The sequence below is a fragment of the Micromonospora sp. CA-269861 genome (assembly GCF_050948505.1).
Taxonomy (GTDB): Bacteria; Actinomycetota; Actinomycetes; order Mycobacteriales; family Micromonosporaceae; genus Micromonospora.
Window position 1 is genome coordinate 5,609,601 of record NZ_CP192014.1, and the last position, 17,193, is coordinate 5,626,793.

General features: G+C 71.0%; 16 protein-coding genes. 10 read left to right on the top strand and 6 right to left on the bottom strand.

The window, feature by feature from the left end; all coding sequences use genetic code 11:
* Positions 1 to 37 precede the first annotated feature (37 nt).
* Entirely contained in the window at positions 38 to 2,746 is a 2,709-nt protein-coding gene (gene ppdK, locus ACQP0U_RS25600) for a pyruvate, phosphate dikinase (RefSeq protein ID WP_433311753.1), read from the bottom strand.
* Positions 2,747 to 3,063: 317 nt separating this feature from the next.
* On the opposite strand from ppdK, the gene ACQP0U_RS25605 reads away from it, so the two are divergent.
* Positions 3,064 to 4,731: a beta-N-acetylhexosaminidase gene (locus ACQP0U_RS25605; protein ID WP_433311756.1), complete on the top strand. Its 1,668-nt coding sequence runs from the start codon at positions 3,064 to 3,066 to the stop codon at positions 4,729 to 4,731.
* 908 nt (positions 4,732 to 5,639) lie between these two features.
* A complete protein-coding gene (locus ACQP0U_RS25610) occupies positions 5,640 to 6,302 on the top strand; it encodes a C39 family peptidase (RefSeq protein WP_433311759.1) in 663 nt (220 codons plus the stop codon).
* Between the two features lie 679 nt (positions 6,303 to 6,981).
* Here ACQP0U_RS25610 and dusB read toward each other — a convergent pair.
* From dusB to ACQP0U_RS25630, 4 genes are all read right to left on the bottom strand, one after another.
* The gene (gene dusB, locus ACQP0U_RS25615; protein WP_433321132.1) at positions 6,982 to 8,073 is read right to left on the bottom strand and encodes a tRNA dihydrouridine synthase DusB; all 1,092 of its coding nucleotides are present in this window, start codon (positions 8,071 to 8,073) and stop codon (positions 6,982 to 6,984) included.
* 145 nt (positions 8,074 to 8,218) lie between these two features.
* Positions 8,219 to 9,598, bottom strand: a complete 1,380-nt coding sequence (locus ACQP0U_RS25620) for a glycine--tRNA ligase (RefSeq protein WP_433311761.1) — start codon at positions 9,596 to 9,598, stop codon at positions 8,219 to 8,221.
* 114 nt (positions 9,599 to 9,712) lie between these two features.
* Positions 9,713 to 10,192 (bottom strand): hypothetical protein, encoded by a 480-nt coding sequence (locus ACQP0U_RS25625; protein ID WP_238678531.1) that lies wholly within the window; start codon positions 10,190 to 10,192, stop codon positions 9,713 to 9,715.
* A 25-nt stretch (positions 10,193 to 10,217) separates the two neighbouring features.
* Positions 10,218 to 10,559, bottom strand: a complete 342-nt coding sequence (locus ACQP0U_RS25630) for an antibiotic biosynthesis monooxygenase family protein (RefSeq protein ID WP_433311764.1) — start codon at positions 10,557 to 10,559, stop codon at positions 10,218 to 10,220.
* Between the two features lie 29 nt (positions 10,560 to 10,588).
* Here ACQP0U_RS25630 and ACQP0U_RS25635 point away from each other — a divergent pair, with 29 nt between their 5' ends.
* From ACQP0U_RS25635 to ACQP0U_RS25670, 8 genes are all read left to right on the top strand, one after another.
* On the top strand, positions 10,589 to 10,846 hold the full coding sequence (locus tag ACQP0U_RS25635) for a hypothetical protein (RefSeq protein ID WP_030338196.1): 258 nt from the start codon (positions 10,589 to 10,591) through the stop codon (positions 10,844 to 10,846).
* Between the two features lie 54 nt (positions 10,847 to 10,900).
* The gene (locus tag ACQP0U_RS25640) at positions 10,901 to 11,851 is read left to right on the top strand and encodes a metal ABC transporter substrate-binding protein (protein WP_433311767.1); all 951 of its coding nucleotides are present in this window, start codon (positions 10,901 to 10,903) and stop codon (positions 11,849 to 11,851) included.
* On the top strand, positions 11,848 to 12,609 hold the full coding sequence (locus ACQP0U_RS25645; protein ID WP_433311770.1) for a metal ABC transporter ATP-binding protein: 762 nt from the start codon (positions 11,848 to 11,850) through the stop codon (positions 12,607 to 12,609). The genes ACQP0U_RS25640 and ACQP0U_RS25645 overlap by 4 nt, the downstream gene beginning before the upstream one ends.
* Before the next feature lie 3 nt (positions 12,610 to 12,612).
* On the top strand, positions 12,613 to 13,479 hold the full coding sequence (locus tag ACQP0U_RS25650) for a metal ABC transporter permease (RefSeq protein WP_433311773.1): 867 nt from the start codon (positions 12,613 to 12,615) through the stop codon (positions 13,477 to 13,479).
* 64 nt (positions 13,480 to 13,543) lie between these two features.
* Positions 13,544 to 13,843, top strand: a complete 300-nt coding sequence (locus ACQP0U_RS25655) for an ArsR/SmtB family transcription factor (protein WP_088988100.1) — start codon at positions 13,544 to 13,546, stop codon at positions 13,841 to 13,843.
* A complete protein-coding gene (locus ACQP0U_RS25660) occupies positions 13,840 to 14,238 on the top strand; it encodes a Fur family transcriptional regulator (protein WP_145792480.1) in 399 nt (132 codons plus the stop codon). Before ACQP0U_RS25655 ends, ACQP0U_RS25660 begins: the two co-directional genes overlap by 4 nt.
* Before the next feature lie 99 nt (positions 14,239 to 14,337).
* Entirely contained in the window at positions 14,338 to 14,946 is a 609-nt protein-coding gene (locus ACQP0U_RS25665) for a hypothetical protein (RefSeq protein ID WP_433311778.1), read from the top strand.
* A gap of 9 nt (positions 14,947 to 14,955) precedes the next feature.
* Positions 14,956 to 15,123, top strand: a complete 168-nt coding sequence (locus tag ACQP0U_RS25670) for a hypothetical protein (protein WP_179780499.1) — start codon at positions 14,956 to 14,958, stop codon at positions 15,121 to 15,123.
* Positions 15,124 to 15,131: 8 nt separating this feature from the next.
* Here the strand turns inward: ACQP0U_RS25670 and ACQP0U_RS25675 are convergent, their stop codons facing one another.
* The gene (locus tag ACQP0U_RS25675; protein WP_433311781.1) at positions 15,132 to 17,129 is read right to left on the bottom strand and encodes an acyl-CoA dehydrogenase family protein; all 1,998 of its coding nucleotides are present in this window, start codon (positions 17,127 to 17,129) and stop codon (positions 15,132 to 15,134) included.
* Between the last annotated feature and the right edge of the window lie 64 nt (positions 17,130 to 17,193).

The following is a 17,193-nucleotide window of genomic DNA, read 5'->3' on the forward strand; positions in this document are numbered from 1 at the left end:
CGGTGGCGGCCGGGTCACCGGCCGCCACCGACGTGCGTCAGCGGCTGTCCGACCCGCCGCTTTCCACGACCGCCCGACCGGCCTCCAGCCGTGCCACCGGCACCCGGAACGGCGAGCAGGACACGTAGTCCAGGCCGACCTCGTGGAAGAAGTGCACCGAGTCCGGGTCGCCACCGTGCTCACCGCAGATGCCGAGCTTCAGCCCGGGCCGGGCGGCCCGGCCCTCCTCGGCGGCGATCCGCACCAGCCGGCCGACGCCGTCGCGGTCGATCGACTCGAACGGCGAGATGCCGAAGATGCCCAGCTCCAGGTAGCGCCAGAAGAACGCGCCCTCGACGTCGTCGCGGGAGAAACCCCAGCCCATCTGGGTCAGGTCGTTGGTGCCGAAGGAGAAGAACTCGGCGGCCTCGGCGATCTGCCCGGCGGTCAGCGCCGCCCGGGGCACCTCGATCATGGTGCCGATCAGCACCTCGACACCGCTGTCCCCGACCACCTCGGCGATGATCTTCTCGGCCTCGGCGCGGACGGTCTCCAACTCCTGCACGGCACCGACCAGCGGCACCATGATCTCCGGCTTCGCCACACCCCCGTTCCGGGCGCAACTGACAGCCGCCTCGGCGATGGCCCGGACCTGCATCGCGAACAGGCCGGGGATGACCAGGCCGAGGCGTACGCCCCGCAGCCCGAGCATCGGGTTCTCCTCGTGCATCCGCCGGACGGCCGCGAGCAACGCCTCCTCCTTGGCCACGTCCTCGCCACGCTCCTGGGCGACAGCCACGTTGACGGCGAGCTGCTCCAGCGGCGGCAGGAACTCGTGCAACGGCGGGTCGATGAGCCGGACGGTGACCGGCAGGCCGTCCATCTCGCGGAAGATCTCCTCGAAGTCGGCGCGCTGCAACGGCAGCAGCGCCTCCAACGCCGCCTCCCGCTCGCCCGGAGCCCGGGCAAGGATGAGCCGCTCGACCAGCTCACGCCGCTCACCGAGGAACATGTGCTCGGTGCGGCACAGCCCGATGCCCTCGGCGCCGAAGCGCCGGGCGCGGGCCGCGTCCGCACCGGTGTCGGCGTTCGTGCGGACCGCGAGCCGCCGCTTCCCGTCGGCGTGCGTCATGATCCGGTGTACGGCGCGGACCAGCGCGTTGTCGATGTGCTCGGGGTCGAGGCTGCCCTCGAAGTACTGCACGACCTCGGAGGGCATGACCGGCACCTCACCGAGGTAGACCTTGCCGGTGGTGCCGTCGATGGACACCACGTCGCCCTCGTTGACGGTCTGCCCGGCCACGGTGAACCGCTTCGCCGGCACGTTCACCTCGATCTCGTCGGCGCCGGAGACGCAGGTCTTGCCCATGCCCCGGGCCACCACCGCGGCGTGGCTGGTCTTGCCGCCGCGTGAGGTGAGGATGCCCTGCGCGGCGATCATGCCGTTCAGGTCGTCCGGGTTGGTCTCCCGGCGCACCAGGATCACCGACTCACCCTCGGCGGCCAGCTCGACGGCCCGGGCGGAGGTGAAGACCACTTTGCCGGACGCCGCGCCGGGTGAGGCGCCGATGCCCTTGGCGACCGGCTGGAAATCATGGTCGAGCTGGAAGCGCGGGAACATCAGCTGGGCCAGTTGCGCGCCGTTGACCCGGTGCAGAGCCTCGTCCAGGTCGATCAGGCCCTCGTCGACGAGTTGCCCGGCGATGACGAACGCGGCGGCTGCGGTGCGCTTGCCGACCCGGGTCTGCAACATCCACAGCTTGCCGCGCTCGATGGTGAACTCGATGTCGCACAGGTCCTTGTAGTGCTCCTCCAGCCGGGCCATGATGCCGAGCAGCTCGTCGTAGGAGGACTTGTCGAGCTGCTCCAACTCCTGCAACGGCACTGTGTTGCGGATGCCGGCGACCACGTCCTCGCCCTGGGCGTTGGCCAGGTAGTCGCCGTAGATCCCCTGCGCGCCGCTGCCCGGGTCGCGGGTGAACGCGACCCCGGTGCCGGAGTCGGGCCCGAGGTTGCCGAAGACCATGGTCACCACGTTGACCGCGGTGCCGAGGTCGGCCGGGATGCGCTCCTGGCGGCGGTAGAGCACCGCGCGCTCGGCGTTCCACGACTCGAAGACCGCGCGGATGGCCAGGTCGAGCTGTTCGCGTGGCTGCTGCGGGAACTCCCGACCGGTGTGCTTCAAGAAGATCTTCTTGTACGCGTCGACCAGCCCACGCAGGTCGCCGGCGTCCAGATCAAGGTCGTTGTGGGTGCCCTTGGCGTGCTTGGCCTCGTCGAGCGCGTGCTCGAACTCCTCGCCCGGCACCTCGCAGACGGTCTTGCCGAACATCTGGATGAGCCGCCGGTAGGAGTCCCAGGCGAACCTGTCGTTACCGCCTGCCTGTGCGGAGAGCCCGACCACGCTCTGGTCGTTGAGACCGACGTTGAGGACGGTCTCCATCATGCCGGGCATGGAGAACTTGGCACCGGAGCGGACGGACACCAACAGCGGGTCCTGCGGGTCGCCGAGGCGCTTGCCCATCTCGCGCTCCAGCGCTTCCAGGTGCGCCTCGATCTGACCGGCGAGCCCGTCCGGCTCCCGTCCCGTCGCGAGGTACGCCTGGCACGCCTCGGTGGTGATGGTGAAGCCGGGCGGGACGGGCAGGCCCAGGTTGGTCATCTCGGCGAGGTTTGCCCCCTTGCCGCCGAGCAGCTCCTTGAGATCCTTGTTGCCCTCGGAGAAGTCGTAGACGTACTTGTGATCGACGGTCTCTTGCGCTGCCACCAGAGCCTCCACAACACACGCGCCGGATTGACACTTAACGAAGGTTCAGTTTTCTTCTTCCCGGGACGGACCTCCGGTAATCCCGGGGTCGACGTCGATCGGTGGGCGAAGGTTAAGCGAACATCGAGCGACCTGGGACCGTTCGGTGACAATTGGCACAGCCATCACGACTATCCGTGTTCGTACCGGTTTTTGGGAACGCTTCCACGCGCACCATCACGCATTCCGGCCGAGCGTCGTACGCTTGACGGCACGCCAGCCGGTGAACCTCACTTTTGCCATAACAGACGCGAATACACCCCCCCGGAGTCGCCGCCGTGTCGACCACCCCCTCCCCCGGCCCCACCGCCGTCCCCGTGCCGCTGTCGCCAGGGGAGCCGGACGCGGCCACGCTGGCCCACGCGGCCGAGCAGACCGCTGGCACGTTGCTCGCCCCGGCGGCCCCGCACCGGCTGACCGACGTCGTCCCCGCCCCGCAGCAGGTCCAGCCGGACCCGACCGCCGACTGGGTGCTGCCAGCCGAAGCGTTCATCGTGGCCAGCGCGGACCCCGCCGCGCTCGCGGTCGCCGAGCAGCTCGCCCAACTCCTGCGTCCGGCCACCGGCTACCCGCTGCCGGTCACCGACGCCACCACGCCGGAGCCCGCTGGTGGCATCGCGCTGGCGCTCGACGACACCGCCGACCTCGGCCCGGAGGGCTACCGGCTCGACATCGCCACCGACGGGGTACGCGTCACCGCCCCCACCCCCGCCGGCCTCTTCCACGGCGTACAGACGCTGCGCCAACTGCTGCCGGCTGCCATCGAGAGCCCCGTCCCGGTCACCGAACGCTGGGCGCTGCCCGGCGGGACCATCACCGACGCCCCTCGTTTCCCCTACCGGGGCGCGATGCTCGACGTGGCGCGGCACTTCTTCGCCGTCGAGGACGTGCTGCGGGTGGTCGACCACCTGGCCCGCTACAAGCTCAACCACCTGCACCTGCACCTCACCGACGACCAGGGCTGGCGGATCGCCGTCGACTCCTGGCCCAAGCTGACAGCCATCGGCGGGACGACCGAGGTCGGCGGCGGCCCCGGCGGGCACTACACGAAGACCGACTACACGCGGATCGTCTCCTACGCGGCCGCCCGCCACATCACAGTCGTCCCGGAGATCGACCTCCCGGGGCACACCAACTCGGCGCTTGTCGCGTACCCCGAGCTGGCACCGGACAAGACCGCACCACCGCCGTACACCGGCACCGAAGTCGGCTTCAGCTACGTCGACCCGGCCGACGAGCGGACGTACGACTTCGTCGCCGACGTGTTGGGCGAGGTCGCCGCGCTCACCCCCGGCCCCTGGCTGCACATCGGCGGCGACGAGGCGTTCAAGGTGAAGGGCGAGGTCTACACCGGTTTCGTCGAGCGGGTCCAGCGCATCGTGGCCGACCTCGGCAAGACCGTCGTCGGCTGGCACCAGCTCGCCCCCGCCGCCCACCTCGACGGGCGGGTCCTGCAGTGGTGGGGCACGAACGGCGAAGACGCCACCACCGTCGACGCCGTACGCCGTGGCGCCCGGCTGATCGTCTCCCCCGGCAACCACGCCTACCTGGACATGAAGTATGCCCCGGACACCCCGATCGGGCACGACTGGGCCGGCCTCATCGACGTACGCAAGGCCTACGACTGGGATCCGGCTACGCACGTCGCCGACGTACCCGCCGAGGCCATCCTCGGCGTGGAGGCCCCGCTCTGGACCGAATCGGTCACCTCGCTCGTCGACATCGAACTCCTGCTCCTACCCCGCCTCCCGGCCATCGCCGAACTGGGCTGGTCACCCCGGGCCAGCCACGACTGGTCCGGCTTCCGCGACCGCCTGGCCGGCCAGGGCCCCCGCTGGACGACCGCCGGCATCACCTTCCACCGCGCGCCCGAGATCCCCTGGCCGACCGCACCGACCATCCCAACACAGCGCAACGTGCCCCAAACCGACACCGCCAACCCCTGACCTTCAGCCCAGGCCTCGGTGCACCCCCCGGCCCGCTGACCCGGTCTGTCCGCACGGCCCCTACCCCCCGGCCCTTCCCGCGGCGGGCCAGGCCACACGACGCCCACCGGCCTCGCTCACCCCATCCGTGAGCGGCCGGTCCCGCCCCGCATGATCGTGCTCAATCCAGGATGTAGTGGCCTCCTGGCGTGGGATGGGGCCTATTTCTGGATCGAGGACGATCGTGAACGAGCCTCGACCTCGCGCGCTCCTTGGGCCGGGTCCGGTCGTCCGGTCGGTGCGGGCCGGGTCCGGGGGCGCGAATGGCGCAGACCGGCGTGATCCACTCGGCTTTCATGAAATCGGGGTATCCCCGGCACGCGGACACCGCGATGTTCAGGAACCCGAGTAGATCAGACCGCTGTGGCCGTCGTGTCGGGTTCGCCTGGTTGGCCGGGTGGGCGGGTTGTCGGGTTTGACCGTTGGTGTCGGGTGGTCGGGGCCACCCTCAGCCTGGAATCGGGGGCCGGGCCGGGTCGTTATACCTGGCAGACCACCGCAACAGTCCGGGTCATGGTGCGCCGGCCCCGCCGGAAACAGCCGCCAGGCCCTCCGGCCGGAACAGCCGCCTGGCCCTCCGGCCGGAACAGCCGCCGGGAACATCCGGCAGGCCGCCCCGGTTACACCCCCCGCACAACCGAGCACCACCACCACCGGCCGGCCACCACCGGCCGACCCTCCGGGCAGGCCGAAGTGAGCCGCCCCCGGGTAGGCGGAATGATTCGCCACCGGCACCCGTTACACCCTGTCCCGACGCCGACCCCCACTCGCGGGTCGCCGGGCAGAACTCCCCCCTCGAACTTTCCCCCGCACAACCACACCCCCCCGGGTGTGGTGTGGGCACCCCCGATGCAGAGGAGCACGCCATCATGCGTACCGATCTGATCCGTAAGACCGCCCTGACCGCCGCCGGCCTCGCCTTCACCGGCGGCGCCATCGCCGGCCCCATCACCACCGCCTACGCGGCGTCCGACGCCAAGCCGGCCACGCAAACCCAGACCGACCGCAAGGGCGGCCACGGTGAGCGCGAACTCGGCGTGCGCTACGAAGCCCAGCCGAACTTCTACTACTGCGGCCCCGCCGCGACCCGTAACGCCCTGTCCGTGCAGGGCAAGAACATCAACGTCGACGACATGGCCAAGGAGATGGGCACCACCGAGGCCGGCACCAACTCCATCAACGACATCACCCCCGTCCTGAACAAGGAAACCGGCAAGAACGACGCCTACCGGTCGGTGGAAATCAGCACCCCCGACGCTGACGCCAAGCAGACCGACACGCTACGCGCCGACGTCGTCACGACCGTCGACGACGGCCGGGCCGTCGTCGCCAACATCGCCGGCACCAGCACCGACACCGACGGTGCGAGCCACTCCTACGAGGGCGGGCACTACATCAGCGTCGTCGGCTACCGCGACAACGGCAACACCGTCAAGATCGCCGACTCCGCCGACCCCAACACCGCCTCCTACTGGATCACCGTCGAGCACCTCGCCGACTGGATCGCCACCCGCGGCTACGCCACCAGCTAAGCCACACGCACATGACCGAAGGGCCGGACCCCACCACGGGGCCCGGCCCTTCGGCATAACCGAGTCACTGTCCACACGCCTCGTCAGGCCCAAACGAAGTCGAGGGTCAAAACGAAGTCGAGGGGTCATCCAGCCTGATTAGGGCACCTACCTCGGCAAGCCGCCCACCGGTCCAGGCCGTCCCGACCACGCCAGGCCACCGCGCCGACTAGATGCCGGGTCCTTTGGAGCTGATGTCGTAAACGAATCAGGGCAAGGCCGGACGAGCCAAGCGGAGCGGAGCCGAGCAGAGCCGAGCCGAGCCGAGCAGAGCAGAGCAGAGCCGAGCAGAGCAGAGCCGAGCCGAGCCGAGCAGAGCAGAGCCGAACAGAGCCGAGCCGAGCCGATGATTCGTTTACGACATCAGCTCGATAGGACGCCTAACTCAACTGCCAGCCTCCGTGGGGAGTGTCGTGGAGAGACCGAGCGCCGCGACCCGGGGGCTCGGGGGGTGACCGGCACGGCGGCGCGCTGGGAGCCCGCGTTCGGCGGGACCTTCGCGAGGTCTCCGCGCGACCGGCCAGGGACTCGGCCGGCCAGGGACTCGACCCGCCAGGGATTCGGCCGGCCAAAGGCTCAGCCGGCCAAGGGCTCGGCCGGCCAAGGGCTCGGCCGGCCAAGGGCTCGGCCGGCCAAGGGCTCAGCCGCCGGAGTCGTCCATCTCGGCACCCTCGGGGACCGTGTCGTCGTCTCGGCTGGCCAGCCAGCCCTCCGGCAGGAAGACCTTGCCGGGCGAGTTGGTACGCCCGCGCGGCTGGCCCAGGGCGGTCACCGGGAACGGCTCCGCCGGGTCGAGCTTGCCGAGCAGGTCGTCGAGCTGGGCCAGGCTCTCGATCATCGCCAGCGAGCGACGCAGTTCGCCGCCGACCGGGAAGCCCTTGAGGTACCAGGCGACGTGCTTGCGGAAGTCGGTGCAGCCGTCCCGTTCACCTCGGGCCGGGTTGCGGGCGCCGGCCGTGAACTGGTCGACCAGCAGCTCGGCGTGCCGGCGCATGGTCACCGCCACCTCGCCGAGGATGGGCAGCCGCCGCTCCGACCGACCGTTGAAGGCGGCTTCCAGGTCGGCGAAGAGCCACGGTCGGCCCAGGCAGCCGCGCCCGATGACCACACCGTCGACGCCGGTGTGGGCCACCATCCGCAGCGCGTCGTCGGCCTCCCAGATGTCGCCGTTGCCGAGCACCGGCACGTCGAGGGCCTGCTTCAGCGTGGCGATCGCGTCCCAGTCGGCAGTGCCCGAGTAACGCTGCGCCGCCGTCCGCCCGTGCAGGGCCACCGCGGCCACGCCAGCCTCCTGGGCGGCGAGCCCGGCTTCGACGTACGTCAGGTGGTCGTCGTCGATGCCCTTGCGCATCTTGACCGTGACCGGCACCCCGGACGGTGCCGCGGCAGCCACCGCGGCCCGCACGAGTCGCGCGAAGAGCCGGCGTCGCCACGGCAGCGCCGCGCCGCCGCCACGCCGGGTGACCTTGGGTACGGGGCAGCCGAAGTTGAGGTCGATGTGGTCGGCGAGGTTGCGCTCGACGACGATCCGCACGGCGGCGGCGGTGATCTCCGGGTCGGTGCCGTAGAGCTGGAGGCTGCGGGGCTTCTCGTCGTCGCCGAAGGCGATCATGCGCAGCGTCTTCGGGTTGCGCTCGACAAGCGCCCGAGTGGTGATCATCTCGCAGACGTAGATGCCGCCGCCCTGCTCCCGGCAGAGCCGACGGAACCCGACGTTGGTGATCCCGGCCATCGGCGCGAGCACGACCGGCGGCCACACCTGGTGCTGGCCGAGAGTCAGCGGGCGCAGCGCGGGCACGGTCGAGGCAGTCACCGGACAAGTGTACGGGGCCCCGACCGGCGCTTATCGCGTCGGCCGGGGCCCCGTGCGCAGAGTCTCAGCAGCCGGGGAGACGCTCGATCAGGTAGCGCTCGACCTGGTCCAGGGAGACGCGCTCCTGGGCCATGGTGTCCCGGTTGCGCACCGTCACGGCGTTGTCGTCAAGGGTGTCGAAGTCGACGGTCACGCAGAACGGGGTGCCGATCTCGTCCTGCCGGCGGTAACGACGCCCGATCGCCTGCGAGTCGTCGAACTCCACCACCCAGCGCTTGCGCAGCAGCGTCGCGAGGTCCTTGGCCTTGGGCGACAGCGCCTCGTTGCGGGACAGCGGCAGCACCGCCACCTTGACCGGGGCGAGCCGCGGGTCGAACCGCATCACGGTGCGCTTGTCCACGCCGCCCTTGGTGTTCGGCGCCTCGTCCTCGTCGTACGCCTCCAGCAGGAAGGCGAGCACCGCGCGGGTCAGACCCGCGGCCGGCTCGATGACGTACGGCATCCAGCGCTCACTCTTGCTCTGGTCGAAGTACGACAGGTCGACGCCGGAGTGCTTGCTGTGCGTGGAGAGGTCGAAGTCGGTGCGGTTGGCGACACCCTCCAGCTCGGCGAACTCGGTGCCTCCGAACTGGAAGCGGTACTCAATGTCCACCGTCCGCTTCGAGTAGTGCGACAGCTTCTCCTTGGGGTGCTCGTGGAGACGCAGATTGTCCGCCGAGAGGCCGAGGTCGAGGTACCAGTTCCAGCGCTCCTGCAGCCAGTACTCGTGCCACTGCTCGTCGGTGCCCGGCTCGACGAAGAACTCCATCTCCATCTGCTCGAACTCGCGGGTCCGGAAGATGAAGTTGCCCGGGGTGATCTCGTTGCGGAACGACTTGCCGGTCTGCGCGATGCCGAACGGGGGCTTCTTGCGGGCGACCGTCTCGACGTTCTTGTAGTTGACGAAGATGCCCTGGGCGGTCTCCGGGCGCAGGTAGTGCAGCCCCTCGTCGCTCTCCACCGGGCCCAGGTAGGTCTTCATCAGGCCGTTGAACATCTTCGGCTCGGTGAAGGTGCCCTTGTTGCCGCAGTTGGGGCAGTTCAGCTCCGCCAGTGAGGTCAGCGGCTTGCCGTGCTTCTCGGCGTACGCCTCTTCCAGGTGGTCCGCGCGGAACCGCTTGTGACAGAACTGGCACTCGGTGAGCGGGTCGACGAACTCGGCGATGTGGCCGGACGCCTCCCACACCTTGCGGGCCAGGATCACCGCGGAGTCCAGGCCGACGACGTCGTCGCGCTGCTGGACCATGGTCTTCCACCACTGCCGGCGGACGTTCTCCTTGAGCTCCACGCCGAGCGGGCCGTAGTCCCACGCCGATCGGGTGCCCCCGTAGATCTCACTGGAGGGGAAGACGAAGCCTCGGCGCTTGGCGAGGCTGACGACGGCGTCGATACGGTCGGCTGGCATGTTTCCTCCTACGCCGGCTGGCGGTCGGCGGGGGCGAGATGTGGATGGAACGGTCGGTTCGGGACAACGGTACGACCACCGTCCCCCCGAGCCCAGCAGAATACCGGGGGCGGGTCAGCTGACCTCGCAGACCTCCACGCCGCCGGTCTGCCCGTCCTGGCCGAGGCTCACCTGCTGCCGCTCCCGGTCGCCGCCGTCGAGGGTCACGTCGACCGGCACGGTCAGGTAGGTGGTGTCGACCTCGCCCACCCGGAACCCGGTCACCTGCGGTTCGGCGGCAGCCCGCCGCTCGAACTCCGGCCGGGACTCACGCCGCTGCGCGTCGTCGCAGAGCTGGTCGTACGCCCGACCGTAGTTCCGCTCGACCAGCGCCTGGTAGTAGTCGCCGGTCACGGTGCGGGCCTGTTCCCGGATCGCCTGGACTCCGCTGACGGCCAGGCCGACGACGGCGGTGCCACCCCCGCCGCAGCAGAGCACCACGGCGAGCGCGCCGACGCCGAGGCCGATCCAGAGCCGGGTCCGGCGGCCCTCGGTGGGCGGCGCGGCGAACGGCGGAGCCACCCCGGGACCGGGTGGCGGGGCGGGTGCGGTCATAAGGAGCAGCGTAGTGTCCGACGGCTCAGCGGTAAGGACCCGCAGCCCGATCACTCTCGGCAACGACCACGGCCCCGCCGGGGGCGGCGGTGGCCAGCGCCTCGTAGGCGGACGGCTCGTCGACGGACTCGGCGAGCAGCGGCACGGCGCTGACCTTGACCTCGAAGGCGCCCAGCGCCCGCCGGTACGTGCCGACCGACTCCCATTCGGTGACCAGTGACCAGTACCGGGGGTCGTCCAGTGCCCGGACCAGTTGGCCGCGCAGGTAGCCGGGCCGGGCGGCCAGCGCGGTGAGGGCGGCGTGCGCCCGTTCGGCGAAGCCGTCGGCGGTGTCGACGTCGACCACGAACCGGTTGGTCACCAGCACCGGGGGTTCCTCCTCGTAGAGTCTGTGGGATGCAGCGTACGCAGCGCCCTCTGCTCGCCCGGTTGGCCGGGGCGAACCCGACGTCGGTGTTCCTGCTCACCCTGGTGGTGGTGCTGGTGGCGTTCTTCACGCCCGGGGTGATCGGCGGGCTGCTGACGCTCGCGCTCGCCGGGGTCCTTATCGCCCTGTTGGCGACGACCTGGGCGGTTCAGGCACCGCAGACCCGGCTGATCCGACTGGTGATGCTGACCCTGCTGGTGACAGTGGGCCTCGCGAAGCTCCTCTGACATGCAATCATGCGTTTTTGACAATCATTATCGTTGCCACGGACAGTTGACGGTATGACCAACCGCGCCACGTACCGTGTCCTGGCCGCCGCGACCGCCCTCCTCGCCCTGGGCGCCGGGGCCGGCTGCTCCACAGGTGGTGCCGCCGGCGCCGACCCCCAGCGAGTCGACGTGGTGGCCGCGTTCTACCCCCTCCAGTTCCTGGCCGAGCGGATCGGCGGCGACGCGGTCCGGGTCACCAACCTGGCCAAGCCCGGCGCCGAGCCGCACGACCTGGAACTCAACCCGAGCCAGGTCGGTGAGGTCAGCGACGCTGAGCTGATCGTCTACCTCAAGGGGTTCCAGCCGGCGGTGGACGACGCCGTGGCCCAGAACGGCGGCGACCGGGCGTTCGACGTGACGAGCGTGCAGCCGCTGCTGGACGCGTCCGCCGGCGGGCACAACCACGACGGCGACGAGGAGGAGCACGGCGAGGAGGGCAACGGCGGCAAGGACCCGCACGTCTGGCTCGACCCGACCCGGCTGGCCGACATCGGCGACCAGCTCGCCCAGCGGCTCGGCAAGGCCGACCCGGACCACGCCGCCGACTACACCGCCCGCGCCGCAGCCCTGCACACCGACCTGACGACCCTGGACAGCGAGTTCAAGAACGGCCTGGCGACCTGCCAGCGGCGGGAGATCGTGACCAGCCACGCCGCGTTCGGCTACCTCGCCGACCGCTACCAGTTGGAGCAGGTCGGCATCACCGGGCTCAGCCCGGACGTCGAGCCCTCGCCGCAGCGGCTCGCGCACGTGATCGAGGAGGCCAAGGAGCACAAGGCCACCACGATCTTCTTCGAGACGCTGGTGAGCCCCAAGGTCGCCGAGACCATCGCCGGTCAGGTCGGCGCGAAGACCACGGTGCTGGACCCGATCGAAGGACTCGCCGCCGGCAGCAACGGGGACTACCTTTCGGTGATGCGCACCAACCTGCAGACCCTGAAGACGGCCTTGAGCTGCTCGTGACCGCACCTGTCATCACCGTCGAGCACGGGGTGGTCGGCTACGACGGCCGCCCCGTGCTCCGTGACATCTCGCTCACCGTGACCGCCGGCGAGGTGGTCGCGGTTCTCGGCGCCAACGGCTCCGGCAAGTCCACCCTGATCCGCGCCGTGCTCGGGCTGGTGCCGATCAGCGCCGGCTCGGTCACCCTCTTCGACCGGCCGTTGCGCCGTTTCCGGCAGTGGGCGCGCATCGGGTACGTCCCGCAGCGCCTGGGCGCCGGCGGCGGCGTACCGGCCACCGTCCGCGAGGTGGTGGCCTCCGGCCGGCTGGCCCGTCGAGGGGTGCTGCGTCCACCGGGTCGAGCCGACCGTACCGCCGTCGACGCCGCGCTGCGGGCGGTCGGGCTCGCCGACCGGGCCGGTGACCCGGTGTCCACGCTCTCCGGCGGCCAGCAGCAGCGCACCCTGATCGCCCGCGCCCTGGCCGGCCAGCCGGAGCTGCTGGTGCTCGACGAGCCGACCGCCGGGGTGGACGCGGCCAGCCAGGAGGCGTTCGCCGGTGCGCTGCGCGACTTCGTCTCCGACGGCGGAACGGTGCTGCTCGTCGCCCACGAGCTGGGCCCGCTGCGGCCGGTGATCAGCCGGGCTGTGGTCGTACACGAGGGTCGTATCGCCCACGACGGCGCGGTGCCGGACCCGGCCGGCCATCACGCGGAGCCCGACCACGACCACGTGCACCCGCACTGCTACGACGAGCCCGCCGGGCTGTGGAGCAACTGAGCCATGGAACTCTTCCAGTACCCCTACATGCAGCGCGCCCTGATCGGCGCGCTGGTGATCGGCCTGGCCGCGCCGGCGCTCGGCATCTACCTGGTGCAGCGCCGGCTGGCGTTGATCGGCGACGGTGTGGGGCACGTGGCGCTGACCGGCGTGGGGGCGGGGCTGCTGCTCAACCGCTCACCGGTGCTGGTCGCGGTGATCGCCGCCACCATCGGCGCGATCGCCATCGAGATCGTCCGAGCCCGCGGGCGTACCTCGGGTGACCTTGCCCTGGCCCTGCTCTTCTACGGCGGCATCGCGGGCGGCGTACTCCTGGTCGGCCTCTCCGACGCGACGAGCGCGAACCTCAACGCCTACCTGTTCGGGTCGCTGACCACCATCTCGCCCGCCGACCTGACCACCATCGCGGTGCTCGGCGCGGCGATCCTGGTCACGATGATCGCGTTGCGGCCGGCGCTCTTCGCGGTCAGTCACGACGAGGAGTACGCCCGGGTCTCCGGCCTCCCGGTCCGCACCCTCAACCTGCTGATCGCTGTCGCCACCGCGGTCACCGTGACCATCGCCATGCGGGCCGTCGGAGTGCTGCTGATCAGCGCGTTGATGGTGGTGCCGGTCGCCACCGCCCAGCAGGTCACCCGGGGCTTCCGCAGCACGATGGCCGCCGCGATGGCGCTCGGGTTGTTCGCCGCCGGCTCGGGTGTCTGGGTGGCGGCTACGGCGGACACCGCGCCGGGCGCCTCGGTGGTGCTGGTGGCGATCGCCTCGTTCCTGGTGGTGGCCGTGGCCGGTGGGGTCTGGCGGGTCGTGCGCCGCCGGTCCACGCCGACCGCCGCACCGACACCGGAACCCCACGAGGTCGTGCTGAGCTGAGCCTGAGTCGTGCTGAGCTGAGCCTGATCAGCGGGGCGTCGGTGGTATTGGTTACCGTTGCAGGATGACCAGCGCAACGGGCTACGACGGCTTCGACGGGGCCAGCGAGTTGCTCCGCGCCCTGTCCGCGCCCATTCGGCTGGCCATCGTCAGTGAGCTGGCCGACGGCGAGCGGTGCGTGCACGAGTTGGTGGAGAAGCTCGGCGCAGCGCAACCACTGGTCTCCCAGCACCTGCGGGTGCTGCGCGGGGCGGGCGTGGTGCGCGGCTCGCGCCGGGGCCGGGAAATCGCCTACAGCCTGGTCGACGAGCACGTCGCGCACATCGTGGCCGACGCGGTCAGCCACGCCGGGGAGGGATCATGAGCGAGAGCAGCGCCGCGGTGCGCAACACCCGGCAGCGTTCGGCAGTGAGCGCGCTGCTGGGCGAGATGGAGGGCTTCCACAGCGCTCAGGACCTGCACGCGATGCTGCGGCAGCGCGGCGAGCGGGTCGGCCTGACCACCGTCTACCGGACCCTCCAGGGGCTCGCCGACGCGGGTGAGATCGACGTGATGCGCCCGCCGGGCGGGGAGCACCTCTACCGCAGGTGCAGCGAGGGGCACCACCACCACCTGGTCTGCCGGGTGTGCGGGCGTACGGTCGAGGTGGCCGGCCCGGCCGTGGAGAGCTGGGCCGACCGGGTCGCCGCGCAGCACGGCTACGCCGACGTCAGCCACACCCTGGAGATCTTCGGCACCTGCCCGACCTGCGTCCGCTGACGAGCAGCGCCGCGGCCGGCGCAACCCTCGTCGGTCGGTCGCGTGCCGGGCTCATGTCACGGCTGCACGGAGCGGCACCTTCGTGGCACGCTGGCCGGCGTGAAAATCTATGCCGATCGGTTTCCGACCGCCGCCCGTCAGTTGCTCACCGACCTGCTCGTCGTCGCCTGGGTGTACGTGGCGATCCGCGGCGCGCTGTGGCTGCACGACCTGGTGCAGAAGCTCGCCGTACCGGGGCAGAAGTTGGAGGGCGCCGGCAGTGGCCTCGCCGACAACCTCGCCGACGCCGGGAGCAAGGTCCGCCGGGTGCCGCTTGTCGGTGACGAGCTGACCGCGCCGTTCCGGCAGGCCGCCGACGCCGCCCGAGGGCTCGCCGACGCCGGCCGCGACCAGCAGCACCTTGTCGACCAACTGGCCCTCGCCCTCGCCGTCGCGGTGCTGATCTTCCCGCTCGGCATCGTGCTGTTCGGTTGGCTGCCGCTACGGGTCCGCTGGATGCGCCGAGCCGGGTCAGCGGCGAAGCTGGCCGCCGGGCCGGCCGGCCGGGACCTGCTCGCCCTGCGCGCGCTGGCCACCCAGCCACTGGGTCAACTGACCCGGATCGGCCCGGACGTCGCCGAGGCGTGGCGACGCGGCGACGACGCGACAGTCGACGCGCTGGCCGCCCTGGAGCTACGCCAACTCGGCCTGCGCGGCCGGGGCCGCTAAGGTCGTCGGGTGTTCTACTTCCTCGTCGTCATCGCCGTCCTGCTGCTCGGCTACGCCGCCGTCCTGGTCTCCTTCGTACGCCGGGGCAGGAAGATCCCACCCGCGGCGTACCTGGCCCTGGCCGGGCTCAACGGTCTGATCCTGGCGGGGGTGCTGGCCTGGGCGGTCTCCCGCTGACCACCGGTCTACGGCTTCGGCGGGATGCGTCGGCGGACGTCCTCGGCGGTGGACGGGCCGGGCGACCAGCGGGCCACCCAGGGCAGCTCGTCGGACGGGGTGAGCACGCCCTCCTCCAGGCCGGCGTACCGGCCGGCGAGGATGCGCTTCGCGGCGGCGGTGTCGACCGAGTCGGTGTTGTCCCAGAGTGCGGCGAACAGGGCGTCGACCCGTACCCGCGCCTGCCGGCAGAACAGGTCGGCCAGCTCGATGTTCTCCGGGCGGCTGTCCCGTTCGGCGGTGGCCCGGACGCAGACCGCGGACATGGCGAACAACTCGGCGCCGATGTCCACGATCCGGCCGAGGAACGCCTGCTTACGTTCCATTTTTCCCTGCCAGCGGGACATCGCGTAGAACGTCGACCTGGCCAGCTTGCGTGACGACCGCTCGACCTGGCGCAGGTGCGCGGCGAGCGGGCCGAACTCGGCGTACGCCGAGGGGCTCTGCCCCCGGCCCACGGCGAGCGTGGGTAGCCACTTCGCGTAGAAGGCGCCCGCTCGCGCGCCGGCTCGGGCCTTGCGACCCAGCCCCGCGTCCGGGTCGATGATGTCGCCGGCCACCGACAGGTGGGCGTCGACCGCCTCCCGCGCGATCAGCAGGTGCATGATCTCGGTGGAGCCCTCGAAGATCCGGTTGATCCGCAGGTCGCGCAGCATCTGTTCGACGGCGGCCGGGCGTTCGCCGCGGGCGGCCAGTGAGTCGGCCGTCTCGTAGCCCCGCCCGCCCCGGATCTGGATCAGCTCGTCGGCGATCTTCCAGGCCATCTCGCTGGCGTACAGCTTCACCAGCGCCGCTTCGATCCGGATGTCGTTGCGGTCGTCGTCGGCGAGCAGGCAGCAGAGGTCGAGCATCGTCTCCATGCCGTACGTGGTGGCGGCGATGAAGGAGAGCTTCTGCGCGACCGCCTCGTGCTCGCCCACCGGCCGTCCCCACTGGACCCGGTCGGCGGCCCACCCTCGGGCCACGTTCAGCGCCCACTTGCCGGCGCCCACGCACATGGCCGGCAGCGAGAGCCGGCCGGTGTTCAGAGTGGTGAGGGCGATCTTCAGCCCCTTGCCCTCGCCGCCGATGACGTTCTCGGCGGGGACGAACACGTCGTGGAACCGGGTCAGGCTGTTCTCCAGGCCGCGCAGGCCGATGAACTCGTTGCGCCGCTCGACGGTGATGCCCGGGCTGTCGCCGTCCACCACGAACGCGGTGATCCCGCCCCGACGTCCCTCCGCGGCGGGCACCCGGGCCATCACCACCAGCAGGGTGGCCACGATGCCGTTGGTGGCCCAGAGCTTCACCCCGTTGAGCCGGTAGCCCGTGCCGTCCTCGGTCGGCTCGGCGATGGTGCCCAGCCGGGCCGGGTCGGAGCCGACGTCGGGCTCGGTGAGCAGGAACGCGGACACCTCACCGGCGGCGAGCCGGGGCAGGAAGCGGTCCTTCTGCTCGGTGGTGCCGAACATCTTCAGCGGCTGTGGCACACCTATCGACTGGTGCGCCGAGAGCAGCGCGCCGATGGCCGGGCTGACCGAGCCGGCCAGCATGAGCGCCCGGCAGTAGTGCAGGTTGCTCAGCCCGAGCCCGCCGTACTTCCGGTCGATCTTCATGCCGAACGCGCCGAGGTCGGCCAGGCCGTGGAACACCGAGTCGGGAATGGACGCGTCCCGTTCGATGGCAGCGCCGTCCACCTCGGTGGTCAGGAAGGCGCGGAACCGACCGAGGAAGTCCTCCGCCCGGGTCACGTCGTCCGGATCGGATCGGGGCCACGGGTCGATCAGGTCGAGCCGGAACCGGCCGAGGAACAGCTCCTTGCCGAAGCTGGGCCGGTCCCAGGTGGACTCGCGGGCGGCCTCGGCGACCTGCCGGGCCTCCTTCTCGGAGACCTGCCCGGCTTCCGCGGGCAGCGGCGCGGCGGCACCGGCGGTGGTTTCGGAGTCGGGGCCGTCCGGTGCCGGTCGGCCATTCTGCGTCGTGGTCACGGCTGCCCCCTCGAAGCTCGGTGCGGCTGCGTCGACGTGCGCGACTACCGCCACGCTACCCCCG